The organism is Hydrogenophaga sp. 5NK40-0174, from assembly GCF_040372165.1.
GTDB lineage: Bacteria > Pseudomonadota > Gammaproteobacteria > Burkholderiales > Burkholderiaceae_C > Hydrogenophaga.
Genome location: NZ_BAABWG010000002.1, coordinates 216415 through 237569, shown reverse-complemented (window position 1 = coordinate 237569; position 21155 = coordinate 216415). Strand labels below are relative to the sequence as shown.

Below are 21155 nucleotides of genomic sequence, written 5' to 3'. Positions count from 1 at the left end.
CATCATTCGCCTTTGAAAGCAGGTGGCCGCTTCTCCAGAAACGCCATCACGCCCTCAAAGTAGTCGTGCGTCTTGCCCAGTGCGGATTGAGCATCGCGTTCCGCGTCCAGCTGCGCATCAAAGCTGCGGGTGCCTGCGGCCCTGAGCAGGTGACGGGTGCTCACCAGTGCCTTGGTGGGCATCTTGGCGAGCTTGCCGGCCATGGCCAGTGCGGCTTCCACACAGTCGGACGGCTCGCCCTCCACCACGTCCCAGATCATTCCCCACTCCTTGGCCTGGGCAGCGCCGAGTTTGTCGCCTGTCATGGCCAGCGCCATGGCGCGGGCCAGACCCAGACGCTCCACCAGCAGCCAGCTCCCGCCCGCGTCGGGAATCAGGCCGATCTTGCTGAAGGCCTGGATGAAACTCGCCTTGGGCGTGGCCAGCGCAATGTCGCAGCACATGGCCAGCGACGCGCCTGCACCGGCGGCCACGCCGTTGACCGCTGCAATCACAGGCATCTGCAACGCCTGCAGCTTGCGCGCCGTGGGGTTGAAGGCTTGCTCGATCACAGGCCCCGGGTCGGCCCGCTCCACCTGGTTGGGGCCCGGCGTGAAGTCGAACTCTGACAAATCGGCACCGGCGCAAAAGCCGCGGCCCGCGCCAGTGATGACAGCCGCACGAATCACCGGATTGGCTTCGGCCTTGTCCAGCGCTGCCCACAGGTCAGCATGCATCTGGCGGGTGAAGCTGTTCAGCGCCTCCGGCCGATTCAGGGTGATCAGGGCAACGTCGCCCCGCTCTTCGTACAGCACGGTGTCCGTTGCGGCAGCGATGGTGGCTTCGGCTGGGCTCATGTCAGTTTGTCTCCGGTGGGCGAGTCGTCTCAATGTTTGGCCAAGAAAGCGCCAACTCTAGCATTGACCGACCGATCGGTCGAAAAAAAGGAATTTCCCATGGACTTGTCATATCCAGCCGCTATAGTTGACGTTTACGTCAATTAGCAATGATGCGCCAAACCGCGCCTCAAACCCACCCGAGGAAACCCACACCATGAGCGACACCACCGCGTCCACCCCCGAGCTGATCACCGTGCGCACCGAAGGCCGCGTCGGCATCGTCACGCTCAACCGGCCCAAACAGCTCAACGCCCTGAACGACCAGCTGATGGACGAACTGGGCACCGCCCTCAAGACCTTCGACAACGACGAAGCCATCGGCTGCATGGTCGTCACCGGCAGCGAGAAAGCCTTTGCCGCCGGCGCCGACATTGGCGCCATGGCCAAGTACAGTTTCACTGACGTCTACAAGGGCGACTACATCACCCGCAACTGGGAAACCCTGCGCAGCATCCGCAAGCCCGTGATCGCTGCGGTGAGCGGCTTCGCTCTGGGCGGTGGCTGCGAGCTGGCCATGATGTGCGACTTCATCATCGCCGCCGACAATGCCAAGTTCGGCCAGCCCGAAATCAAGCTGGGCATCATTCCCGGCGCCGGTGGCACGCAACGCCTGCCGCGCGCTGTGGGCAAGGCCAAAGCCATGGACATGGCCCTCACCGGCCGCATGATGGATGCCGAAGAAGCCGAACGCGCCGGCCTGGTCAGCCGCGTGGTGCCGCTGGACAAGCTCATGGAAGAAACCCTGGGCGCCGCGCTGATGATTTGCGAGTTCTCCCTGCCCAGCGTCATGGCCGCCAAGGAATGCGTCAACCGCGCCTTCGAGGGCCCGTTGTCCGATGGCATGATGTTCGAGCGCCGCCTGTTCCACGCGCTGTTCGCCACCGAAGACCAGAAAGAAGGCATGGACGCATTCGTGAACAAGCGCAAGCCAACATTCAAGAACGCGTAAAGTACGGGGAAACGGGGGCTGGCAGGCCAGGTGTTGCCTGCCAGCTTTTTTTGCGCGCCACCGGGAGGAAGCACACAACAATGACAAGCCCTATCGACACCACCTTGCCTGCACCACGCTCAGGCTGGCGCCGCGTGCTGCGCTGGATTCGCAACAGTGTGCTGGCCGTCTTGCTGGTTTTCGGCCTATGGGTCGTGCAGCGCCTGTATTTCATCGCCACCCCCGAAGCACCCACACCCGAGCGCCTGGCGCTGGATGAGCGTGTGCAAGCAGGGAACGTTGACTCCGACGGCGGCTTGCTGTTGATGGGCTTTCTGGCGCCTGCCGACATGGACCCGGTGGCGTATGGTCGGTGTGTGCTGGAGGCTGCCCGGTCGACTCGGCCTGAGGCCAACACTCGTTCTTTGAGCGAAGTTGCTGAAGCGGAAGACTCGGCAGCCGAAGCCCAGGCAGGCGTGTTGGAACAACAACGCGAGGCGCGCACCATTGCCTGTGCCGAAGGTAGAGCGCTGCTCGCTGCGCCCGATCGAAGTGAACAAGCACGGCCAGAGCTTGGGTGGACGTCATCGCAATGGGCACAAGCTGCAAAAGCGCCCTTGCACGCACACCTTGAACAACGATTCGACACAGCAATGGACAGCACCAGCAGGTCGATTCGTGCAGAGAATTTCAGTGACCCACTCCCCAAATTCAGCGAACTGATCGCCGTCAATCGAAGCAAAGTGGCAAACCTTCGAGCGGCATGGCGTGATGGCAACCGTCAGGCAGCAGAGGCCGACTGGATGCATCTCATCGAGGCATGGCCCACTTTCGCCAACCAAAACCTCATCAGCGCCATGATCGCCGCAGTGGCCCAGACAGATCATCTGCTGGCTATTCACAACCTTGCCCTCGAGCAGGACAGCTCGGCATCGGCCAGTGACTGGGCTGCACTCGTGGAACTGACCCGGACGACAGACAACATGGTCGACGCCATTGTTCCAGCGGTGGAAAACGAACGTACGTTCTTCTTGTCACTCCAGAACGACTTGCTCGCCTCCATGACGTCGGGATCCAGTTGGCGACGCGCATTGAGCAAAACTGTCTTCGACGAAAGCGCCACGTCCAACATCCATGCCGACATGGTGCTGCGTGGCGCCAAAAACGCTCACCTGTCGGCCAGCGGCATGGCCGTGGCACCCCAAGAGCAAGCCAGTGGACGCCCATGCCCCGGCTTCCCCCTCCTGACGCAGCAAAACATGGCCATTTGCGGCGCGCTGGGCCGCAATGGCGTAGGAATCATTCTGATGTCCGTGGCTGAGCCGAACTACGCGAGCTTCGGCACCCGAATCGCCGACCTGCGCAACTTCGCCGCCGCTACCCGCCTCACGCTGGAAGCGCGCCGCCAGGGCATCGCCCCCGGTAAGGTCAGTGCCGACTGGGTGCGCAACGCCCCCGCCGACATGCGCGATGTGTTCACCGGTGACGCGTTCGAATACAACCCCGAGCGCAAGGTCCTCAGAGTGCTGCTTCGAGAACGCAGTACCGTGCTGGGGGACGCAGGGAAAACCTATGAATTGCCCATCTGACCCAACAAAGCGCGCACGTTCGGCACAAACCTGAAGCAATTTGTTGCAACTAAAGAGCGCAACATTTAACCCCGTTTGGCTCGGCGCTGCGTCCAACCGGCATCACCCACCCAGGAGTTCATGATGCCGAAGAAAAACCACCCCCGTCGTGCCACCTCTTTGCAGCGGGCCGTCGCTGCCCTCATGTGCGGCCCATTGCTGCTGACCGGCCTGACCTACAGCGCGCATGCACGCGAAATGCGGCCAGCGGTGAACGAGGACCATCTGGTCCCTCTGTCCCAGCAGGCCGGCATGAGCGCTCAACGCGGATTTGACTCGCCCCGCGCCACCCATTGCAAGCGCCCGGCCCAAACTCGCCAGACACGGTGGCACGATCCGGCCGCCTTGCAGGGCGCCGAGGAAGAATCGGATGCAGCCGTCAGCATCGCGGGGCTCAGCGAGGGCAGCGACACATTGGCCAAGCCGGCGGCGCCCAAGCTGGAGAGCCGCAAGGAGAGGGCGCGCGCCAGTGCACGAATCAAGCGCAGCGCTGAAGAGCTGGTCGCACCCATGGTGGAAGCCGAGCGCCCACCCGTGACCTCCTCGCCTGCAGCAGCCCCCATTGCCGAGCTCGCCGACAAGGCCACGGCGGTCGCACCAGCCGATGTTGGCGTGGATTCGCACCTGGTCGCGCCGCCACAGCGGCCCGTGGTGACCGCCGGCATGGTCAACGACAACGCCGACTTCTCCGAATACCTCGCCTTCCGAGACCGCACCCAGGTGCGCCATGAAGAGAGGGACATCCGCGAACGCTATCTGCTGGAAGTGAAGAACAGCCTGGGCAAGCCGGTGCCAGACGCCGAGGTGGAGGTGCGCTCGGCCCAAGGCGAAACCTTCTGGGTCCGAACCGATTCCGCCGGCAAGGCCTGGCTGCACCCGAACGCCTTCAAGACGGCGAACACCGAGTTGTTCGAAGTCATCGCCCACCAGGGCAAGGCGATGGGCCGCAGCTACCTGCAACGAGGCCAGAAAAGCGCGGTGGAAATCCAGATCCAGAAAGCACAGACCTACCACCGCGCCAGCCTGGATCTGGTGTTCATGGTCGACGCCACTGGCTCGATGGGCGACGAAATCGCCAAGCTCAAAGCGAGCATCCAGGCCATCGCCAACGAAGCGGCTCAACTGCCCAGCCAGCCCGACCTGTGCTTTGGCCTGGTGGCCTACCGGGACAGGGGCGACGCTTTCCTGCTGCGGACGCACGACTTCACCAACGACCTCTCGGGTTTTCAGAAAGTCCTCAACCTCCTGCAGGCCGGAGGCGGTGGCGACACGCCTGAAGCCATGAGTGAAGCCCTGCACGAGACCGTGCACCAGCTGAGCTGGCGCGGCAATGGCACCACCCGCATGGTCGTGCTGCTCGCCGACGCACCGCCGCAGTTGGGTCAGGACCGGCCCCGCTACGACGAGGCCATGGTGGCGGCTGCCGGCAAAGGCATCAAGATCTTCAGCGTGGGCGCCAGTGGGCTTGATCCCCAGGGCGAGTACATCCAGCGCCAGCTGGCCCAGTTCACTGGTGGCCGATTTGTGTTCCTCACCTATGACCGGGCCGAAGACCCGGGCAGTGGCCCCGGCCGTGAAACCGTGCACGACGTGAAGAACTACTCGGTCTCCACGCTGGACCAGCTCATCGGACGCCTGATCCGGGAGGAACTCGCCGCCTTCCCCACGATTTCCGCCGATGACGCTTGAAGACCCCGAAAATCTGGCATATAATTCCATTCTTGCGGCGATATAGCTCAGTTGGTTAGAGCGCAGCATTCATAATGCTGATGTCGGTGGTTCAAGTCCACCTATCGCCACCAGACTTGAAAAGCGGATCTTGGCAGTTACCAGGTCCGCTTTTTTCATTTCCGGACTCCGGGTACCGAGCAAGGCATGGCCCTCAAATCCACCATCTTCAAGGCGTCGCTTGGCATCGCCGACATCGACAACGGCTACTATGCCGACCATTCGCTCACGCTGGCCCGCCACCCGAGCGAAACCGATGAGCGCATGATGGTGCGGCTGGCGGCACTGGCACTCAATGCTCACGAACTCCAGGACACCTGCAACGGAGACGGCACCCTGGCATTTGGCGCCGGCCTGTGCGACCCGAGCGACCCGGACGTTCACCTGACCGACTTCACCGGCCGCAAGCGCCTGTGGATTGAAGTGGGCCAGCCAGAAGACAAACCCCTGGCCAAAGCCTGCAGCCAGGCCGACACGGTGCTGGTGTACGCCTATGCTTCACAGGCTGATGTGTGGTGGAAGAACCTGCAGAACAAGGTCAGCCGCCTGGACAAGCTCAGCATCTGGTGCCTGCCGGCAGAACAGTCTCAGGCGCTGGCCGAACTGGCCGAGCGCAGCATGCAGATTCAGGCCACGATCCAGGACGGAACCCTCACCATCAGCTCTGCCCTGGGCAGCGTGCTCATCGAGCCCACCCGACTCAAGTAGTGCTCAAGAGGTTCTCAAGCGGCAGCGCCGCTGCCCTTGGGCCCGATTCAGCCCGGTCAGGCAGGGGGGCGCGCCAGATGCCGCACCCAGATAAGGCGCTGCGGGTCCACTCCCAATGACTTCGTTTTCTCCAGCAGCCTGACCTTTACATCGTCAGGCAACACTGGCTCGCGCGCCAGAATCCAGAAAAACTCGAGGTCTGTGCCACCGGCCACCAGCGCCCAGCTGTAGTCAGGCGCCAGCGCCACCACGTGGTAGCCGGCATAAAACGGCCCGAAAAACGAAACCTCGAGTGAGCCAATATCCCGCTCGCCCCTGAACCGGGCCTTTCCGTCCGCCTGTCTCCACTCGTCTTTCTCAGGGTTGTAGCCACGGTTTTCAACCTTCACGCTGCCATCAGCCTGCAAGGTGTACTGCGCAGTGATGCTCTCCAGCCCGCGCTCGAATCGATTGTCCAGGCGCGCGATTTCGTACCAGATGCCCGCGTACTCCGTCGCATCGAAACCGTTGACGGGCTCCAAACCCTTGGGTGGCGCCGTCGAGCACGCTGCCAGCCCCATGATCAATGCGCCCATCAACAGCTGCCGGACCACTTGCGCAACAGATGGATTTGTCATTCGTTCATCGATCCTTGTTTCAGGCAATGCAATGGGGCGAACGCCTTCGCGTCACGCGCCGGAGTGCGCGAAAAAGAGGCTCAAAGCAACCATCTGCCGTGACAACCTGCCCCGTGAAACCCCATTTTCACCCATGGGCTGCCAGCCTTGCCGAATCCGCCTTGCCACAAAAGTCGTTGCAATGATGACGCAATGCAAGCTTCGGACACACCTGGGGCGGCAGCCACATGAGACAATGTGCCTTTCACCCCACATGAGTCAACCAGCCTCTGGATCTACACCATGAACCGCTGTTCAAAAATCGACCAATCCGCTTTCGGCCGACGCACCTTGCTCGGCGCGTCTGTTCTGGCCCTCGCATGCGCTTCGGTACCAGCCGTCGCCAAGTCCAACGTGCGGAACTTCCCGCCCAAGGCGTTGCGCGGGACGCTGATCGTGCAAAAGCCACCTGTTGTCACCATGGATGGCCAGCCGACCCGCCTGACGCCCGGCGCCCGCATTTTCAATACGCGCAACACCATCGTCCTCTCCGGCACACTGGTTGGCGAGAAGCTGATCGTGAACTACCTGCCGGACAACGCGGGCAAGATCCATCAGGTCTGGATCCTCAACGAAGCCGAAGCCGCTCTCGACCGCCCACGCGCTGGCGACTGAGCGCCCGGAGGCGCCCCCCCTCCTCCCTTTTTTCTCATTCACCGCCTGCCTGCAGGCGGTTCGGTGGCCCGGGCAATCCGCATGCCGGCCACCTGCCAATACACCCTTCATTCGAGCACGCCAGCGGCTGGCTGCAGCGCGTGCCCACCTCCTTGCCATGACCGACACCACCAACTCCCGCAAGAAAGTCTTCATCAAAACCTTTGGCTGCCAGATGAACGAGTACGACTCGGACAAGATGGCCGATGTGCTGGGCGCTGCCCAGGGTTACGAATCCACGCAAAATCCGGAAGAAGCCGACCTCATTCTGTTCAACACCTGCTCGGTTCGGGAAAAGGCCCAGGAAAAAGTCTTCTCCGACCTGGGCCGGGTGCGCCACCTCAAGGAAAAGGGCGTGCTCATCGGCGTAGGTGGTTGTGTGGCCAGCCAGGAAGGTGAAGAGATCATCAAACGCGCGCCCTACGTCGATGTGGTGTTTGGCCCCCAGACCCTGCACCGCCTGCCGGAGATGCTCAAAGCCCGTGAGGCCAGAGCCAAGCCCCAGGTCGACATCAGTTTCCCCGAAATCGAGAAATTCGATCACCTGCCCCCTGCCCGCGTGGAGGGCGCATCGGCCTTTGTCTCCATCATGGAAGGCTGCAGCAAATACTGCAGCTACTGTGTCGTGCCCTACACCCGGGGCGAAGAGGTCAGCCGCCCGTTTGAAGACGTATTGACGGAAGTGGCCGAGCTGGCGGACCAGGGCGTCAAGGAAATCACCCTGCTGGGCCAGAACGTCAATGCCTATCGCGGCAAGATGGGCGATTCGGACGAGATTGCCGACTTTGCTCTGCTCATTGAGTACGTGGCCGAGATCCCGGGCATCGAGCGCATTCGCTACACCACAAGCCACCCCAACGAATTCACCCAGCGCCTGATCGACACCTACGCAAAGGTGCCCAAACTGGTCAGTCACCTGCACCTGCCCGTACAGCACGGCGCCGACCGCATCCTCATGGCCATGAAGCGCGGCTACACCGCCATGGAGTACAAGAGCATCATCCGCAAGCTGCGCGCCGTGCGCCCCGACATCTCCATGAGCAGCGATTTCATCGTCGGCTTCCCCGGCGAGACGGAGGAAGATTTTGAAAAGATGATGAAGCTCATCACCGATGTGGGTTTCGACAGCAGTTTCTCTTTCATCTTCAGCCCGCGCCCGGGCACGCCAGCAGCCAACCTCCCCGACGACACGCCGCACGCGGTCAAGCTCAAGCGCTTGCAACATCTGCAGGCAACGCTGGAAGAGAACATTCGCCGCATCAGCGCCAGCCGCGAAGGCACCATCCAGCGCATTCTGGTCGAAGGGCCGTCACGCAAGAATCCCGCCGAGCTCATGGGTCGCACCGAATGCAACCGCATCGTCAATTTTGATGGCGGACCCAACAGCGCTCGCCTGGTGGGACAGATGATTGATGTGAAGATCACGCAAGCGCTGCCCCACTCGCTGCGCGGCGAAGTTCTGGTGCGCGAAACGCTCTGACCGATTCAACAAAAAAGACAAGACGCAACCGCCCGACAAGCTGCCAATGGCCTTCTTTCGTCCTTCGTTCACCCAGTTGATGCTGGCCGCCTTTGTGGTGGTTGGTGGCTTGCTCGGCGGTGCTGCCGTGCAGGCGCTGGTTTCGATGGAGTCCCTCATGGACCAGGGACGCGAAGGCAACATGCAAGCCATCGAGCTCAGCACAGCGGCCCAGTCCCTGGCCGAGCAGACACTGGCCATGGAGCGCTCGGCCAGGCAGTCGCTGGTCCTCAGGGACCAGCAGCTGCGCCAGCAGTTCGAAGACCTCGCTGGCCAGTCCCGCGATGTCCTGGCACGCCTGGAAGAAAATGAGCTGCCATCCAAGACGGCCAGTGCCTGGCGAAATCAGCTCGAGAAGGCTGTGGCACAGCTCGAGGGTGACGAAGCCACCATGTTCGAGCGTGATCAGGCGGTGGCACAGGCCTTTCGGGATCTGGGTGAACACAACGCAGCAATCACCCAGCAAGTCCAGAACATCATCACCAACCGCAACGCGGCGCTACAGACCCGGCTGACCAACACACAGCAGCGGTTGACCCGCCTGGTACTGGGCGCGATCGTTTTGGCGGCACTTCTGGCGATCGGGTCTGGCCTGTGGCTGTCTCGCCCTTTTCGGCGACTGGAAAAGGCCATCATCGGGCTCGGTGAGAACCGACTGGAACACCCCATCGACATCCCCGGCCCGCACGATGTGCGGCAGGTTGGTCAGCAGCTCGAATGGTTGCGATTGCGCCTGACCGAGCTCGATGCCGACAAGGCCCGCTTCCTGCGCCACATTTCGCACGAGCTCAAGACGCCGCTGGCATCCATGCACGAAGGCGTGGCCGTGCTCAGCGATGGTGTGGCCGGCCCCTTGAACCCCAGTCAGGACGAAGTGGTGCAGATCCTGCGCCACAACACTGGCGAGCTTCAGTCACAGATCGAAGCCCTGCTGCGTTTCAATGCAGCGGCTTTCGATGCGCGCCAGCTCAAGCGAACCCCGGTCGACCTGCTCGCCATGCTGGAGTCGCAAGTTGACAGTCAGCGGCTGCGCTGGCAGGCCAAGCAGCTTCATGTGCGGGTGGAGGGTCCATCGGTCACGATGCCAGTGGACACCGAGAAGCTCGCTTCGGCGTTTGGCAACCTGCTGTCCAACGCGATCCGGTTCTCGCCGGTGGGCGGGCGTATCCGCTTGGGCATACTGTCATTGCCCGGAAGGGTCGCCATCGATGTTCAGGATGACGGCCCCGGCGTATCGGAGCTGGACCGGCAACGCATATTTGAGCCATTTTTCAGGGGAGAGAGGCAGCCCCAGGACGCCGTCAAAGGCTCTGGTGTCGGGCTGTCCATCGTGAAGGAATACATCAATGCCCATGGTGGGAAAATTGAGTTGCTCGAGGGGCGCGAGGGCGCCCATTTCAGGATTGAGTTGCCACATGCGAACTGAAGCCACCGGCATCACGCACGACCACACGGCCCATCGGCTGCGCTGGCTGGCGGTCAGTCTTGCCTGCGCCCTGGCCTCGGCCTGCGCCAGCCCTCCTCCCCCAGCGCCACCTCCGGCCGCCGTCGACTCAGCGCCTGTCGCGGTACCCGCGGCCGAGCCGATACACGCCCCTCCCGCTCCAGAGAAAATCGAACCAGCGCCCAAGCCACGGCCTCTGCGCTTCTTCACCCTTGAGGAGGTGCTGGTGTACATGACCGAATTGCGGTCAATGACGCCTGCCGGCCTGACAGCCGAGCTCGCCGCCCTGGGTGAGCCAGGCGATGACGTCGACAGGCAGTTGCGTGTGGCGCTGACGCTGATCAATACCCGGCGTGCAGCGGACACTGCCAGGGCCCTGGCCCTTTTGCAGAAGACCGATGCCAGCGCAGACACCGCCATCGAACCACTCAAGCCACTGGTGCGTGTGCTGATGGCCCGGTTGCTCGAACAACGGCGACTGGAAGAACAGGCGGAACGCCAGACCCAGATCGCGCGCGAGTACCAGCGCAAGATCGAAGCACTCAACAGCCGGCTGGAAGCCATGCGGGCCATCGAGCGCAGCCTCTCACCCAACCCCATGTCCCCCGGCGCCCCGCCACGCGCACCGGGATCCTGATGCCCATGTCCGAACACAAGGCCAAACTGCTGGTGGTTGACGACGACGCAGACATGCTGCGTCTGCTGTCGATGCGCCTCAATGCCGCTGGCTACCAGGTCACCGCCGTGGGTTCGGCCGAAGCCGCCCTGGGCCAACTCGATATCGAACGCCCGCACCTGGTGCTCTCCGACGTCCGTCTGCCCGGCCGCGATGGTCTGGCACTGTTTGATGAGATACGGGCGAGGCATCCTTCGCTGCCCGTCATCCTTCTGACGGCCCACGGCACCATCCCGGACGCAGTGGAGGCAACGGCCCGAGGCGTGTACTCCTATCTCACCAAACCCTACGACGCCAAAGAGCTGCTGGAGAAAATTCACGCGGCGCTGGCCCTGAGCGCGCCCTCCGGCAGCGACGCCAAGCCCGCGCGCGAGGCCTGGAGAGCCGACATCATCAGCCACTCCAACCGCATGGCCGACCTGCTGGCGGAAGCGCGCATGGTGGCCAAGTCCGACGCCAGCGTCCTGCTTCAGGGCGACAGCGGCACGGGCAAGGAAGTGCTCGCCCAGGCCATCCACAAAGCCAGCGCCCGGGCCAAAAAGCCGTTCGTGGCCGTGAACTGTGGCGCCATTCCTGAAGCGCTGCTGGAGTCGGAACTCTTCGGTCACATGAAAGGGGCGTTCACGGATGCCGTGAGCAATCACAAAGGCCTCTTCCAGGCCGCAGACGGCGGAACACTGCTGCTCGATGAAATCGGCGACATGCCGCTGGCACTCCAGGTCAAGCTGCTCAGGGTGCTGCAAGAACACGCAGTGCGCCCTCTGGGCTCCAGCCAGTCGGTTCCGGTCGATGTGCGCATCATTTCAGCCACGCACCGCAACCTCGAGTCCGCCATGGCGGAGGGGCATTTCCGGGAGGACCTGTACTACCGGCTCAATGTCGTCACCCTGCACCTGCCTACCCTGGGCGAACGGCGGGAAGACATTCCCCTGCTGGCCAACCATTTCCTGAAGAGGCTCGCCCGCAAGTACGACAAACGGCTCTCCGGCTTCTCTCCGGAAGCCCTCAAGGCCCTGACCATGGCGACCTGGCCTGGCAATGTGCGCCAGCTCTACAACGTGGTCGAACAGGCCTGCGCCTTGTCCACCACGCCCTTGGTCTCTCTCGCACTGGTCCAGCGCGCCCTGCGCACACCCAGCGTAGAGGTGCTCAGTCTGGCCGATGCCCGGCAGCGCTTCGAGCGCAACTATCTGGTCGGGCTGCTCAAAATGACCGATGGCAATGTGGCCGATGCTGCCCGCCTGGCGCAGCGAAACAGAACCGAGTTCTATCGATTGCTGCAAAAGCACGAGCTCACACCGGGGTCCTTCAAAAGCGATGCGGGTGCACCACCCGACGAATCGGACAACAAGCCTGTCGCTGATCAGTGACAGCCCCAAGCCCTTGATTTCATTGGGTGTTTCACCCACACGAGCGGCAGCTGTCGCCAGACGGCGACAAAAACAGGGTGCAGCGCAGCATGGCGCGATGGCAGCGCCCGAAAAGCACACCCCGTTACGGCTGAAAGCCTTGATTTGACTGGGTTTTGCAGCCCTGGCACAGGGTTTGCCCTAGAAGGGGCATGAACCTGTGTTTCGCCCATTTTTCTTCGTCAAACCTGCTCGGCCGGTCCGCACGACTCTGGCTTGGCTTGGCGTTGGCCGCCTCGACCTCCTGGAGCCAGGCGGCGGGCTTTGGCATGGCAGATGTCGAGTCTCTGGCACGCGCCGCCGCTCAAAAGGCCTGGCAAGAACCCCGGCACGAGCTCCCGCCCACGCTGGCCAAACTCGACTACGACCAGGTACGTGACATCCGTTTCAAGACGGACCAGAGCACATGGCGCGAGCAAGCCCTGCCGTTTGAGGCGCAGTACTTCCATCTGGGCCTGTACCAGAAAGCACCCGTCCAGATTCATGAAATCCTGCCCGACGGCTCTGTGCAGCACATCGCCTACAGCCATCGCCTGTTCGACTATGGCAAGAACATCGTCAAACCCGGCCAATGGGGCGACCTCGGCTTTGCAGGCTTTCGCCTGCACTACCCGCTGAACAACCCGGCCTACAAGGATGAGCTGGTTGTTTTCCAGGGCGCAAGCTACTTTCGCGCACTGGGCGCAGGGCAACAGTACGGCCTGTCGGCGCGTGGACTCGCCATCGACACTGTGGGCGGCCAAGGCGAGGAGTTTCCCCGCTTCACCCAGTTCTGGCTGCAGCGCCCTGCAGACGCCACCACCAAGTCGGTCAAGCTGCTCGCCCTGATGGAATCGTCGCGCGTGACAGGTGCCTACGAATTCACCATCGAACCCGGCGAGCAGACCGTGACCCGTGTCGATGCCCGCATCTTTGTGCGCCAGGGTGCCGATCCGGTGCACACGATGGGCGTGGCGCCTTTGACGAGCATGTTCTTCTTTGGCGAAAACCAGCCCCGGCCCGGCGACTTCCGGCCGGAAGTGCACGACTCTGACGGACTGATGATGGCCACGGGTGATGGCGAGTGGCTCTGGCGTCCATTGCAGAACCCCAGGCAGATCACTGTCAGCTCGTTTGCCATGCGCAACCCGCAGGGTTTTGGCCTGATGCAGCGTGACCGCCATGCCTACAACTACGAAGACATCGAGGCCCGGTACGAGCGTCGCCCCAGCGCGTGGGTGCGTCCGGTTGGGCAATGGGGCGACGGGCGGGTCGAGCTGGTACAGCTGCCCACGCCGGACGAAACCCACGACAACATCGTTGCGTATTGGGTTCCGGCACAGTTGCCCGCCCCGGGCGAACCGCTGCGCCTTCAGTATGACCTGCTCTGGCAAAGCGACGCCGACCAGCGTCCACCGTCGGCCTGGACCGTCCAGTCGCGGATCGGCTTCGGCTACACGCGGCTGTCGGAAGCAGAGCAGCGCGAGCAGATTCACTACGTCATCGACTTTGCCGGACCTGCGCTGAGCAAGCTCGAGCGCGACGCCAAGGTCAGTCTCGTGGCCACGGCTGACGCCAATGGCGAAGTGCTTGAAGCCATCGCCTACCCCCATTCACAACCCGGAATGTGGCGCGCCAGCTTGCGCGTCCGCCGCCTGGATGCAGCCCGCCCCATCGAGCTGCGCGCCTTTCTCCAACACGAAAACGACACTGTGAGCGAAACATGGACACAACTGCAGTTGCCCGAGTAAAGAAGTCCCAGCCTGTCGTCACCGCCATTGCGCCAACACGCTCGAACGAAGACGACATGATCACCGCCCCTCCGATCCATCGCGGATCCATGACGCCCGTCCCATGGGTCGGCTTTTGGCGCAGCCTCGGTCGCGGCCTTCTCAACAGTCTTCCCGGCGTGCGTCCAGCCAACCCCTGGCTGGCCAGGTTCCGCCGGGACACGGCCACCGCCGCAGAGCGATCGCGTGAGCAGGCGGCCAGCCTGCGGCGTACCGCTTTCATTGCACTCACTGCTTTGAGCACTGCCACGGCAGCGGTTCTGTTCCAGCACACACAGCCCATCCAGGAGCCCACCTGGCTGCAACTGGTTCACATGGGCCTGTTTGTCATCCTCTCCACATGGCTGGTGACTGGCTTTGTCACTGCCATCATGGGTTTCTGGGTGCTGATCAAAGGCGACAAGCACAGCATCAGCGGCGCATCGGTGCGTCATCACCCGATGAACCCTGATGCGCGCACGGCGGTCATCATGCCCATCTGCAACGAAGATGTGGCCACGGTTTTCGCCGGTCTGCGTGCCACCTGCGAGTCGCTGGCATCAACCCATCACGCCCAGCAATTCGACGTGTTTGTTCTCTCGGACAGCTACAACGCCGAAACCATTGCGGCAGAGCGTGCTGCCTGGGAGCAACTGCGGGCCACGCTCACCGGTCCCGACGGAAAGGCATCTGTCGAGGTCTACTACCGACTGCGCACCCGCCGTACACACCGCAAGGCTGGCAACGTCGCCGATTTCTGCCGCCGCTGGGGCAAGGACTACGACTACATGGTTGTTCTCGATGCGGACAGCGTCATGAGTGGCAACTGCCTGACCAGCCTGGTCAAGCTCATGGAAGCCAACCCGCAGGCCGGCATCATCCAGACCGCCACTCAGGCCGTCGGCCACAACACGCTGCACGCTCGCGCCCAGCAATTCGCCGCTCGTGTCACCGGCCGCTTGTTCACACTGGGCATGCAGTTCTGGCAACTGAGTGAGTCCCACTACTGGGGTCACAACGCCATCATCCGGATTGAGCCCTTCATGAAGCACTGCGCGCTTGCACCCATCGAAGGCAAGGGCGGTCTGGCTGGCTCCATCATGTCGCACGACTTTGTCGAAGCGGCCCTGATGCGCCGCGCTGGCTACCACGTGTGGCTGGTCTCCGACCTGGGCGGCAGCTTCGAACAGCAGCCACCTGACCTGCTCAGCGAACTGCAGCGCGACCGTCGCTGGTGTCAGGGCAACCTGCAAAATTCCCGCCTCATGGCTGAACCCGGCATTCACCGCGTGCACCGTGCCATGTTTGTGGTCGGCGCCATGTCCTACCTGAGCGCCCCGATGTGGCTGGCCTTCCTGGCTGTGGGCACTGGCCTCTGGCTGGGCGCAGAGTCTGCTTCATCAGCCTGGCAGATCGTGCAGTCTGAGCTCGTCCTCCTGTGGGCATGGACCGCTGGCATGCTGTTCCTGCCGCGTGTTCTGGGGGTCGCGGCTGTGTTCATCCGGGGCCAGCAGCGCGCGTTTGGCGGTGGCATCAAGTTGATCGGATCGGCCATTCTCGAGTCGCTCCTGGCCATGGTCCAGGCGCCCATTCGCATGATCAGTCACTCGCTATTTGTGATCGTCGCCCTGACCGGCCTCAAGCTTGAGTGGAAGTCGCCTCCGCGGGAAGCCGCTGGCGTCCCTTGGCGCGAAGCCTTTGCGCGTTTGGCACCCATGTCCTCGTTCATGGTGTTTGCCACGATCGGCATTGCCTTGCATGAACCCGAAGCCCTGGTGTGGCTGCTGCCCGTTGGCCTTCCACTGCTGGTATCGATTCCATTCTCGGTGGTCACGGGCCACGACCGCCTCGGTGCCCGCTGGCGCCAGCGTGGTGCCCTGCTCATTCCAGAGGAATCCTGGTCGCCGGCCGTCCTTCGCCGCGCCTGGCGCCATGCACTGGCGGCCACCGCTCCGCGTGCTACGCCGTCATTGGCTATGGCTTCGACGAAGGCGGCTTGAGGTAGCGCTCATCCGACCAGGTGGCCATCCACTGGGGTACAAACGCCACGAAGATGGCGCAGAACATGCCCGTCAGAAAGGCATCGCCCCAGGCCATCAGCCATCTGGCCACCAGCGCGTTCTCTATGCCAACACCGCCAGTGAGGCGGTGCAGCAACTCCTGAAGACTGCCGGCGGCAAACAAGGCCACGGCTGTTCCCAGGAAACCGCGGCCAAGCGTGTAGATGAAAAGGTGAGGCGGCAGCCAGCGCCGTATCAGCGCGCCAATGCCGAGTGTGAACGCTGCAGGCACCAGCCCCAGCCACGTCAGCTGGGCCAGCACGCTGGTGACCTCGGCCTGACCAGCAAGCCAAACCACAACCGCCACGGCGCACAGCACCAGTGTGGCCAGAGGCCAGCCAAGCATCAGAACCAGCAAACAGGCACCAGAGAGCTGGACTTGCAGGCCGTGCGGCATTTTCTGTGGCAACAACCAGACCCAGGGGAGCAGCGCCACAGCGGCCAAAGCAGGCGTCAGCAAAGGGCCATTGAGCATCCTCCACGGGCGCAACCACAGCGCCACCACCACGGAGCTGGCCAGAATCAGCAATTCAACGGCGGTCAACCACATGGTGCCGCAGTATGCGGCCTGCTTGCCCGTCGCGGCTTGACTTCAGTCAACCCATTCCGGGAAGTTTGGGCATGCCTTTCATGCCTCCCATGCGCTTCATCATCTTCATCAGGCCGCCGCCCTTCATCTTCTTCATCATGGCGCGCATCTGATCAAACTCCTTGAGCAGGCGATTGACTTCCTGCACCTGCACGCCGGCACCAGCCGCAATGCGGCGCTTGCGCGTCGCCTTGATCAGCTCCGGCTTGCGACGCTCGGTTGGCGTCATGCTGCAGATGATGCCCTCCTTGCGCTTGATGTCCTTTTCTGCGCGGGTCAGGTCCGCCTCGCTGGCCTTGCCGGCCAGCTCTCCGGGCAGCTTGTCCATCAGGCTGGAAAGCCCACCCATTTGCTTCATCTGCTGGAGCTGCCCAAGAAAATCCTCCAGGTCAAAGCTCTCGCCACTCTTGACTTTGGCCGCCAGGCGCTGAGCGGATTCCATGTCCACGCCAGCCGAGACCTGCTCGACCAGCGCCACGATGTCACCCATGCCCAGCACGCGGCCGGCATGCCGTTCGGCATCGAAGACTTCAAGCCCGTCGATTTTCTCGGAGACGCCAGCGAACTTGATGGGCGCACCGGTGATCTGGCGCACTGACAGCGCAGCGCCACCACGCGAATCGCCATCCATCTTGGTCAGCACAATGCCTGTCAATGGCAGCGCTTCCTTGAAGGCCTTGGCAGTGTTGATCGCGTCCTGACCCTGCATGGCGTCCACCACGAACAGCGTCTCCACCGGCTTGAGCACACCATGCAGCTCCTTGATCTCCTGCATCAGCGCTTCATCGATCGCCAGTCGTCCGGCCGTATCCACCAGGAGCACGTCAAAGAAATGCTTGCGGGCATGGTCCAGCGCCGCTCGCGCGATGTCCTGCGGCTTCTGGTCCGCAGAGCTGGGGAACCACTCTGCCCCCGCCTGACCGCTCACCGTCTTGAGCTGCTCAATGGCCGCTGGACGGTAGACGTCGCCGGACACTGTGAGCACCTTTTTCTTGCGCTTCTCGATCAGGTGCTTGGCCAGCTTGGCTGTGGTCGTCGTCTTGCCCGCGCCCTGCAAGCCAGCCATCAGGATGACCGCGGGGGGCTGCGCAGACAGGTTGATATCAGCCACCCCTTCCCCCATGGTGGCCGCCAGCTCCTTGTTGACAATACCGACGAGTGCCTGACCCGGTGTGAGCGAGCCCACCACTTCCTGCCCCAGGGCCTTGAGCTTGACCCGTCCGATGAAATCGCGAACCACTGGCAGCGCCACATCCGCCTCCAGCAAGGCCATGCGCACTTCGCGCATCATCTCCGAGACGTTGTCTTCGGTGATGCGCGCCTGACCACGCATGGTCTTGACGATTTTCGTCAAGCGTTCGGAGAGAGCTGAGGCCATGATTGAGCGTCCAGTGCAAAGGGCGGGTGACCGGGCGAAAAACACGCCCGACACCGGCAAGGTGTCAGAGAAGTGAAACGGCCACCACAGAAATGACTGGGCAGGGTTCGCCCTGAGCCTTCCGGGCCGTTACACTGTTCCTTGGATTTTACCGGCGCCACGCCAGAGCGCGCCGGCCGTCCATTTCTAGCACCAAGGCCCATGCTGACCACCGTATCTGCCCACCCTGTCTACTCTGCGCTGACACTGGCTGCCGCACTGGCCTATGCAGTGCTGGCCATGGTCCACCAGCGACTGGGGGCCGGTCAGACGCGGACATTGCTCGGTATTGCCTGGCTGCTGCACTTGCTCGGTCTCATGGCCGGCCTGTTCATCCAGCCCACCCGCTTTGGCTTTGCACCGGCATTGTCCATGACCGCATGGCTGGTTCTCACCATCTACGCACTGGAGAGCAGGCTCTATCCCCAATGGCGAGCACGCGGCAATCTCGCTCTGCTGGGTACTCTGGCCGTCCTGCTCTCCCTGATTTTCCCTGGCGCACACTATCCGGCGCTGGGTTCCGCCTGGCTGCCACTGCACTGGGCGCTGGGCATTTCAGCTTACGGTCTGATCAGCGCGGCAGTGGTTCACGCCTGGCTGATGCAACGCGCAGACAAAGCCATGCGGGCCGGCGCCACCCTTGAAAACACCATCCCGCTGCTGACCCTGGAGAATCTGACCTTCCGGTTCGTGACAGCCGGGTTTGTATTGCTGACCGCTACGCTGCTGGCCGGCGGCTGGTTTTCCGAGATGCTCAATGAGCGCTGGGTCTGGAACCACAAGACCGCCTTCTCGGTGCTCGCCTGGCTGATCATGGGGGTCCTCCTTCTCGGCCGCTGGCGCCTGGGCTGGCGCGGCCACGCCGCAGTCAGGACCATCTACGTCGCGGCGGGTTTCATGCTGCTGGGCTACGTCGGCTCCCGCTTTGTTCTTGAAGTCGTCCTTCACCGGGCCAGCCAATGACCAGGTGCGTGAAGCCATGATGAAATACCTGCTGCTGGCCGTCGTACTGGGTGTTGCCTGGTGGATGTGGCGAAAGAACCATGTCGGACAGGCGTCCACCACTCACAAGACCGCACCGGCCGGCCGCTCTCATGCGCCCGTAGCGATGGTCGCCTGTGCGCATTGCGGCACCCACCTCCCACAGTCTGAAGCCGTCCGGGGCAAGGACGCCTATTTCTGCGATCCCTCCCACAGGGCTGCGCACGAGCGTCAGGGCTGACCATGAAGTACCGCTCGTCGCGCCGTCGCGCCCTCACCGACTTCAGCCTCCTGACCGAAGTCCCTCGCGACACGGTACCGCCGTCCGGTTTCTCCACCCGCATGGGCGACTTCGGCCCCGAGAGCAGCGGCTTCGGGCCGACCAAGCAAGAGTACGCATTCAGCCGCATCTGGCGTGCGTTTCTGGGCGCACGTCTGTTTGCCGCCAGCGCGTTGCTGGCACTGCAGGTCTTCCTCTTCTTCACGCAGACCAACCCCGGCAACAGCTTGTGGATCCTGCCCCTGGCGGCGGCCCATGTGGTCGGGGCAGGCTTTGTCTTCCGCTATGGCCGCTCCTTTCGCCGCTGGAAATCCCCGGTCCTGCGATGGCTGGTCACCATCGCCATCGACATCGCTGTCATCGCCATCATTCAGAACTTCCAGCAAGGCAGCCACAACCTCACTCCCCTGTACGCTTTGCCTGTGCTGCTGGCGGCCATTGTCGGGCCGCTGAACCTCGGACTGGCCAGTGCAGCCACCGTCACCCTCATTCTTCTGATATCGGCCATTCTGGGTCCCGCCCAGGCCAGCGAGCAAACACCCAAGCTGCTGGAAGCGGCGATGGCAGGCACTGGCTTCTTCCTGGTGGCCTTTCTGGCCAACCAGCTGGCACGGCGCCTGGCGAAAGAAGAGGCTTTGGCGCTGAGCAGCCAGGCATCGGCCAAGGCACAGGCACAGGTCAATGAGCTGATCATCGAAGGTCTCAGCGAGGGCGTGGTGATCACCGACACCCATGGTGTGGTCCGAAGCGCCAACCCTGCTGCACAGCGCATGCTGATGGGCGACCACCCCTACCCCATCGGAGCGCGACTGCTTCTGTCTGGCAGGGAGGGATGGGAAGGCATTGAGCATCTCGTCAATGAGACCTTCAACATGGGTCAGCCGCTGGAAGCGGAAATCCAGGTAGACGTCGACGATCTCACCACCCACAAACTGTTCGCCCGCACGCGGCTCACCACAGGCATCAGTCAGTCCAAAAGCGGTCGGGGTATTCGCTGCGTCCTGTTTCTGGAAGATTTGCGGGAAGTCGAAGCAAGGGTACGAACAGAGAAGCTGGCATCCATGGGGCGAATGTCAGCTGCCGTTGCCCATGAGATTCGCAACCCCTTGTCCGCCATCACGCAGGCCAACGCCTTGCTCGAAGAAGAGGTTGCCGATCCCGGCCAGAAGCGGTTGACCAGCATGATCGATCAGAACGCACAGCGTCTGGCCAGAATTGTCGACGACATTCTCAACCTCGCCCGTGCCCAGCCCCTGGAGCCGGCAGACGCATCCATGACGCTGCCTCTGGACCACACGGTGCGACAGATCACGCATGAGTGGGTCAGGCAGTCCAAGGCCAGAGGCATTCTGGGCGTGCATATCCATGCCCCTGGCGCCTTTGTTCCTTTCGACGCCGAGCACCTTCGCCGATTGCTGATCAACCTGCTGGACAACGCCCTGCGCCACGCCTCGCGCCAGCCCAACTCCATTCGGGTCATCACCCAGCCCAGCGGCAATGATCGCATCCGGCTCTCTGTATGGAGCGACGGGCCGCCACTCGAACCGAGTGTTCTCAACCACTTGTTCGAACCGTTCTTCTCTTCAGAGAGCCGCTCGAGCGGTCTGGGGCTCTACATTTGCCGGGAACTGTGCGAACGTTACGGTGCGCAGATTTCCTACCAGCGCAGCGCGCTGGACAACCATGACGGCAATGAGTTTTTTGTCATCATTCCATCTGCTACCGAGAGCCGCCCGGTCCCCATACAGCAAAGTCTGAACTACCCGCCAGGCGACTCGCAACCTGCGTTGACGAGACCAACTGCCACGTCTCCTGGCGAACTGGGCAGTTCACAGCCATAACACGACCGACC

At 62.7% G+C, this 21155-nt stretch carries 18 protein-coding genes and 1 tRNA gene; 15 read left to right on the top strand and 4 right to left on the bottom strand.

Annotation, left to right across the window (positions count from 1 at the left end):
• Window positions 1-2: 2 nt before the first annotated feature.
• Window positions 3-836 (bottom strand): enoyl-CoA hydratase-related protein, encoded by an 834-nt coding sequence (locus ABWV89_RS06745; protein WP_353395438.1) that lies wholly within the window; start codon window positions 834-836, stop codon window positions 3-5.
• A 196-nt stretch (window positions 837-1032) separates the two neighbouring features.
• On the opposite strand from ABWV89_RS06745, the gene ABWV89_RS06740 reads away from it, so the two are divergent.
• From ABWV89_RS06740 to ABWV89_RS06720, 5 genes are all read left to right on the top strand, one after another.
• On the top strand, window positions 1033-1827 hold the full coding sequence (locus tag ABWV89_RS06740; protein WP_353395437.1) for an enoyl-CoA hydratase: 795 nt from the start codon (window positions 1033-1035) through the stop codon (window positions 1825-1827).
• 80 nt (window positions 1828-1907) lie between these two features.
• Complete coding sequence (locus ABWV89_RS06735; protein WP_353395436.1) at window positions 1908-3395, top strand: hypothetical protein; 1488 nt, start codon at window positions 1908-1910, stop codon at window positions 3393-3395.
• Between the two features lie 120 nt (window positions 3396-3515).
• On the top strand, window positions 3516-5123 hold the full coding sequence (locus ABWV89_RS06730; RefSeq protein WP_353395434.1) for a VWA domain-containing protein: 1608 nt from the start codon (window positions 3516-3518) through the stop codon (window positions 5121-5123).
• Window positions 5124-5159: 36 nt separating this feature from the next.
• Window positions 5160-5236: transfer RNA gene (locus tag ABWV89_RS06725), tRNA-Met, on the top strand.
• A 73-nt stretch (window positions 5237-5309) separates the two neighbouring features.
• Window positions 5310-5870 (top strand): YaeQ family protein, encoded by a 561-nt coding sequence (locus tag ABWV89_RS06720; protein ID WP_353395433.1) that lies wholly within the window; start codon window positions 5310-5312, stop codon window positions 5868-5870.
• A gap of 56 nt (window positions 5871-5926) precedes the next feature.
• Here the strand turns inward: ABWV89_RS06720 and ABWV89_RS06715 are convergent, their stop codons facing one another.
• Window positions 5927-6487, bottom strand: coding sequence for a lipocalin family protein (locus tag ABWV89_RS06715; RefSeq protein ID WP_353395431.1), 561 nt, complete (start codon window positions 6485-6487; stop codon window positions 5927-5929).
• Window positions 6488-6769: 282 nt separating this feature from the next.
• Between ABWV89_RS06715 and ABWV89_RS06710 the strand changes: the two genes are divergently transcribed.
• The 7 genes from ABWV89_RS06710 to mdoH all read left to right on the top strand — a co-directional run bounded on the left by ABWV89_RS06710 (window position 6770) and on the right by mdoH (window position 15976).
• Window positions 6770-7141 (top strand): hypothetical protein, encoded by a 372-nt coding sequence (locus tag ABWV89_RS06710; protein ID WP_353395430.1) that lies wholly within the window; start codon window positions 6770-6772, stop codon window positions 7139-7141.
• A 157-nt stretch (window positions 7142-7298) separates the two neighbouring features.
• Window positions 7299-8660, top strand: a complete 1362-nt coding sequence (miaB, locus tag ABWV89_RS06705) for a tRNA (N6-isopentenyl adenosine(37)-C2)-methylthiotransferase MiaB (RefSeq protein ID WP_353395429.1) — start codon at window positions 7299-7301, stop codon at window positions 8658-8660.
• A 46-nt stretch (window positions 8661-8706) separates the two neighbouring features.
• The gene (locus ABWV89_RS06700) at window positions 8707-10125 is read left to right on the top strand and encodes a sensor histidine kinase (protein ID WP_353395428.1); all 1419 of its coding nucleotides are present in this window, start codon (window positions 8707-8709) and stop codon (window positions 10123-10125) included.
• Entirely contained in the window at window positions 10115-10780 is a 666-nt protein-coding gene (locus tag ABWV89_RS06695; RefSeq protein ID WP_353395427.1) for a hypothetical protein, read from the top strand. The genes ABWV89_RS06700 and ABWV89_RS06695 overlap by 11 nt, the downstream gene beginning before the upstream one ends.
• A gap of 5 nt (window positions 10781-10785) precedes the next feature.
• On the top strand, window positions 10786-12189 hold the full coding sequence (locus ABWV89_RS06690) for a sigma 54-interacting transcriptional regulator (protein ID WP_353395426.1): 1404 nt from the start codon (window positions 10786-10788) through the stop codon (window positions 12187-12189).
• Window positions 12190-12380: 191 nt separating this feature from the next.
• The gene (locus ABWV89_RS06685) at window positions 12381-13958 is read left to right on the top strand and encodes a glucan biosynthesis protein G (RefSeq protein WP_502903163.1); all 1578 of its coding nucleotides are present in this window, start codon (window positions 12381-12383) and stop codon (window positions 13956-13958) included.
• Window positions 13931-15976, top strand: coding sequence for a glucans biosynthesis glucosyltransferase MdoH (gene mdoH, locus ABWV89_RS06680; RefSeq protein WP_353395425.1), 2046 nt, complete (start codon window positions 13931-13933; stop codon window positions 15974-15976). The genes ABWV89_RS06685 and mdoH overlap by 28 nt, the downstream gene beginning before the upstream one ends.
• Here mdoH and ABWV89_RS06675 read toward each other — a convergent pair.
• A complete protein-coding gene (locus ABWV89_RS06675; protein ID WP_353395424.1) occupies window positions 15951-16586 on the bottom strand; it encodes a hypothetical protein in 636 nt (211 codons plus the stop codon). The genes mdoH and ABWV89_RS06675 overlap by 26 nt on opposite strands.
• Window positions 16587-16632: 46 nt before the next feature.
• Window positions 16633-18003 (bottom strand): signal recognition particle protein, encoded by a 1371-nt coding sequence (gene ffh / locus ABWV89_RS06670; protein WP_353395423.1) that lies wholly within the window; start codon window positions 18001-18003, stop codon window positions 16633-16635.
• Between the two features lie 201 nt (window positions 18004-18204).
• Here ffh and ABWV89_RS06665 point away from each other — a divergent pair, with 201 nt between their 5' ends.
• From ABWV89_RS06665 to ABWV89_RS06655, 3 genes are read left to right on the top strand one after another with little or no spacing between them, the layout of a single operon-like run.
• The gene (locus tag ABWV89_RS06665) at window positions 18205-19005 is read left to right on the top strand and encodes a cytochrome C assembly family protein (RefSeq protein WP_353395422.1); all 801 of its coding nucleotides are present in this window, start codon (window positions 18205-18207) and stop codon (window positions 19003-19005) included.
• 16 nt (window positions 19006-19021) lie between these two features.
• Complete coding sequence (locus ABWV89_RS06660; RefSeq protein WP_353395420.1) at window positions 19022-19264, top strand: PP0621 family protein; 243 nt, start codon at window positions 19022-19024, stop codon at window positions 19262-19264.
• Between the two features lie 2 nt (window positions 19265-19266).
• Window positions 19267-21144 carry a sensor histidine kinase gene (locus tag ABWV89_RS06655; RefSeq protein WP_353395419.1) on the top strand — a complete coding sequence of 626 codons (1878 nt, stop codon included), beginning with the start codon at window positions 19267-19269 and terminating at the stop codon, window positions 21142-21144.
• Window positions 21145-21155 lie beyond the last annotated feature (11 nt).

Bases quoted from the DNA above. Each gene is read 5' to 3' on its own strand.
- ABWV89_RS06730 (WP_353395434.1), top strand. From the start codon at position 3,516: ATGATGCCGAAGAAAAACCACCCCCGTCGTGCCACCTCTTTGCAGCGG.
- miaB (WP_353395429.1), top strand. From the start codon at position 7,299: ATGACCGACACCACCAACTCCCGCAAGAAAGTCTTCATCAAAACCTTT.
- ABWV89_RS06720 (WP_353395433.1), top strand. From the start codon at position 5,310: ATGGCCCTCAAATCCACCATCTTCAAGGCGTCGCTTGGCATCGCCGAC.
- ABWV89_RS06675 (WP_353395424.1), bottom strand. From the start codon at position 16,586: ATGTGGTTGACCGCCGTTGAATTGCTGATTCTGGCCAGCTCCGTGGTG.
- ABWV89_RS06740 (WP_353395437.1), top strand. From the start codon at position 1,033: ATGAGCGACACCACCGCGTCCACCCCCGAGCTGATCACCGTGCGCACC.
- ABWV89_RS06715 (WP_353395431.1), bottom strand. From the start codon at position 6,487: ATGACAAATCCATCTGTTGCGCAAGTGGTCCGGCAGCTGTTGATGGGC.
- ABWV89_RS06735 (WP_353395436.1), top strand. From the start codon at position 1,908: ATGACAAGCCCTATCGACACCACCTTGCCTGCACCACGCTCAGGCTGG.
- ABWV89_RS06745 (WP_353395438.1), bottom strand. From the start codon at position 836: ATGAGCCCAGCCGAAGCCACCATCGCTGCCGCAACGGACACCGTGCTG.
- ABWV89_RS06655 (WP_353395419.1), top strand. From the start codon at position 19,267: ATGAAGTACCGCTCGTCGCGCCGTCGCGCCCTCACCGACTTCAGCCTC.
- ABWV89_RS06695 (WP_353395427.1), top strand. From the start codon at position 10,115: ATGCGAACTGAAGCCACCGGCATCACGCACGACCACACGGCCCATCGG.
- ABWV89_RS06710 (WP_353395430.1), top strand. From the start codon at position 6,770: ATGAACCGCTGTTCAAAAATCGACCAATCCGCTTTCGGCCGACGCACC.
- ffh (WP_353395423.1), bottom strand. From the start codon at position 18,003: ATGGCCTCAGCTCTCTCCGAACGCTTGACGAAAATCGTCAAGACCATG.
- ABWV89_RS06685 (WP_502903163.1), top strand. From the start codon at position 12,381: ATGAACCTGTGTTTCGCCCATTTTTCTTCGTCAAACCTGCTCGGCCGG.
- ABWV89_RS06700 (WP_353395428.1), top strand. From the start codon at position 8,707: ATGGCCTTCTTTCGTCCTTCGTTCACCCAGTTGATGCTGGCCGCCTTT.
- ABWV89_RS06690 (WP_353395426.1), top strand. From the start codon at position 10,786: ATGTCCGAACACAAGGCCAAACTGCTGGTGGTTGACGACGACGCAGAC.
- mdoH (WP_353395425.1), top strand. From the start codon at position 13,931: ATGGACACAACTGCAGTTGCCCGAGTAAAGAAGTCCCAGCCTGTCGTC.
- ABWV89_RS06665 (WP_353395422.1), top strand. From the start codon at position 18,205: ATGCTGACCACCGTATCTGCCCACCCTGTCTACTCTGCGCTGACACTG.
- ABWV89_RS06660 (WP_353395420.1), top strand. From the start codon at position 19,022: ATGATGAAATACCTGCTGCTGGCCGTCGTACTGGGTGTTGCCTGGTGG.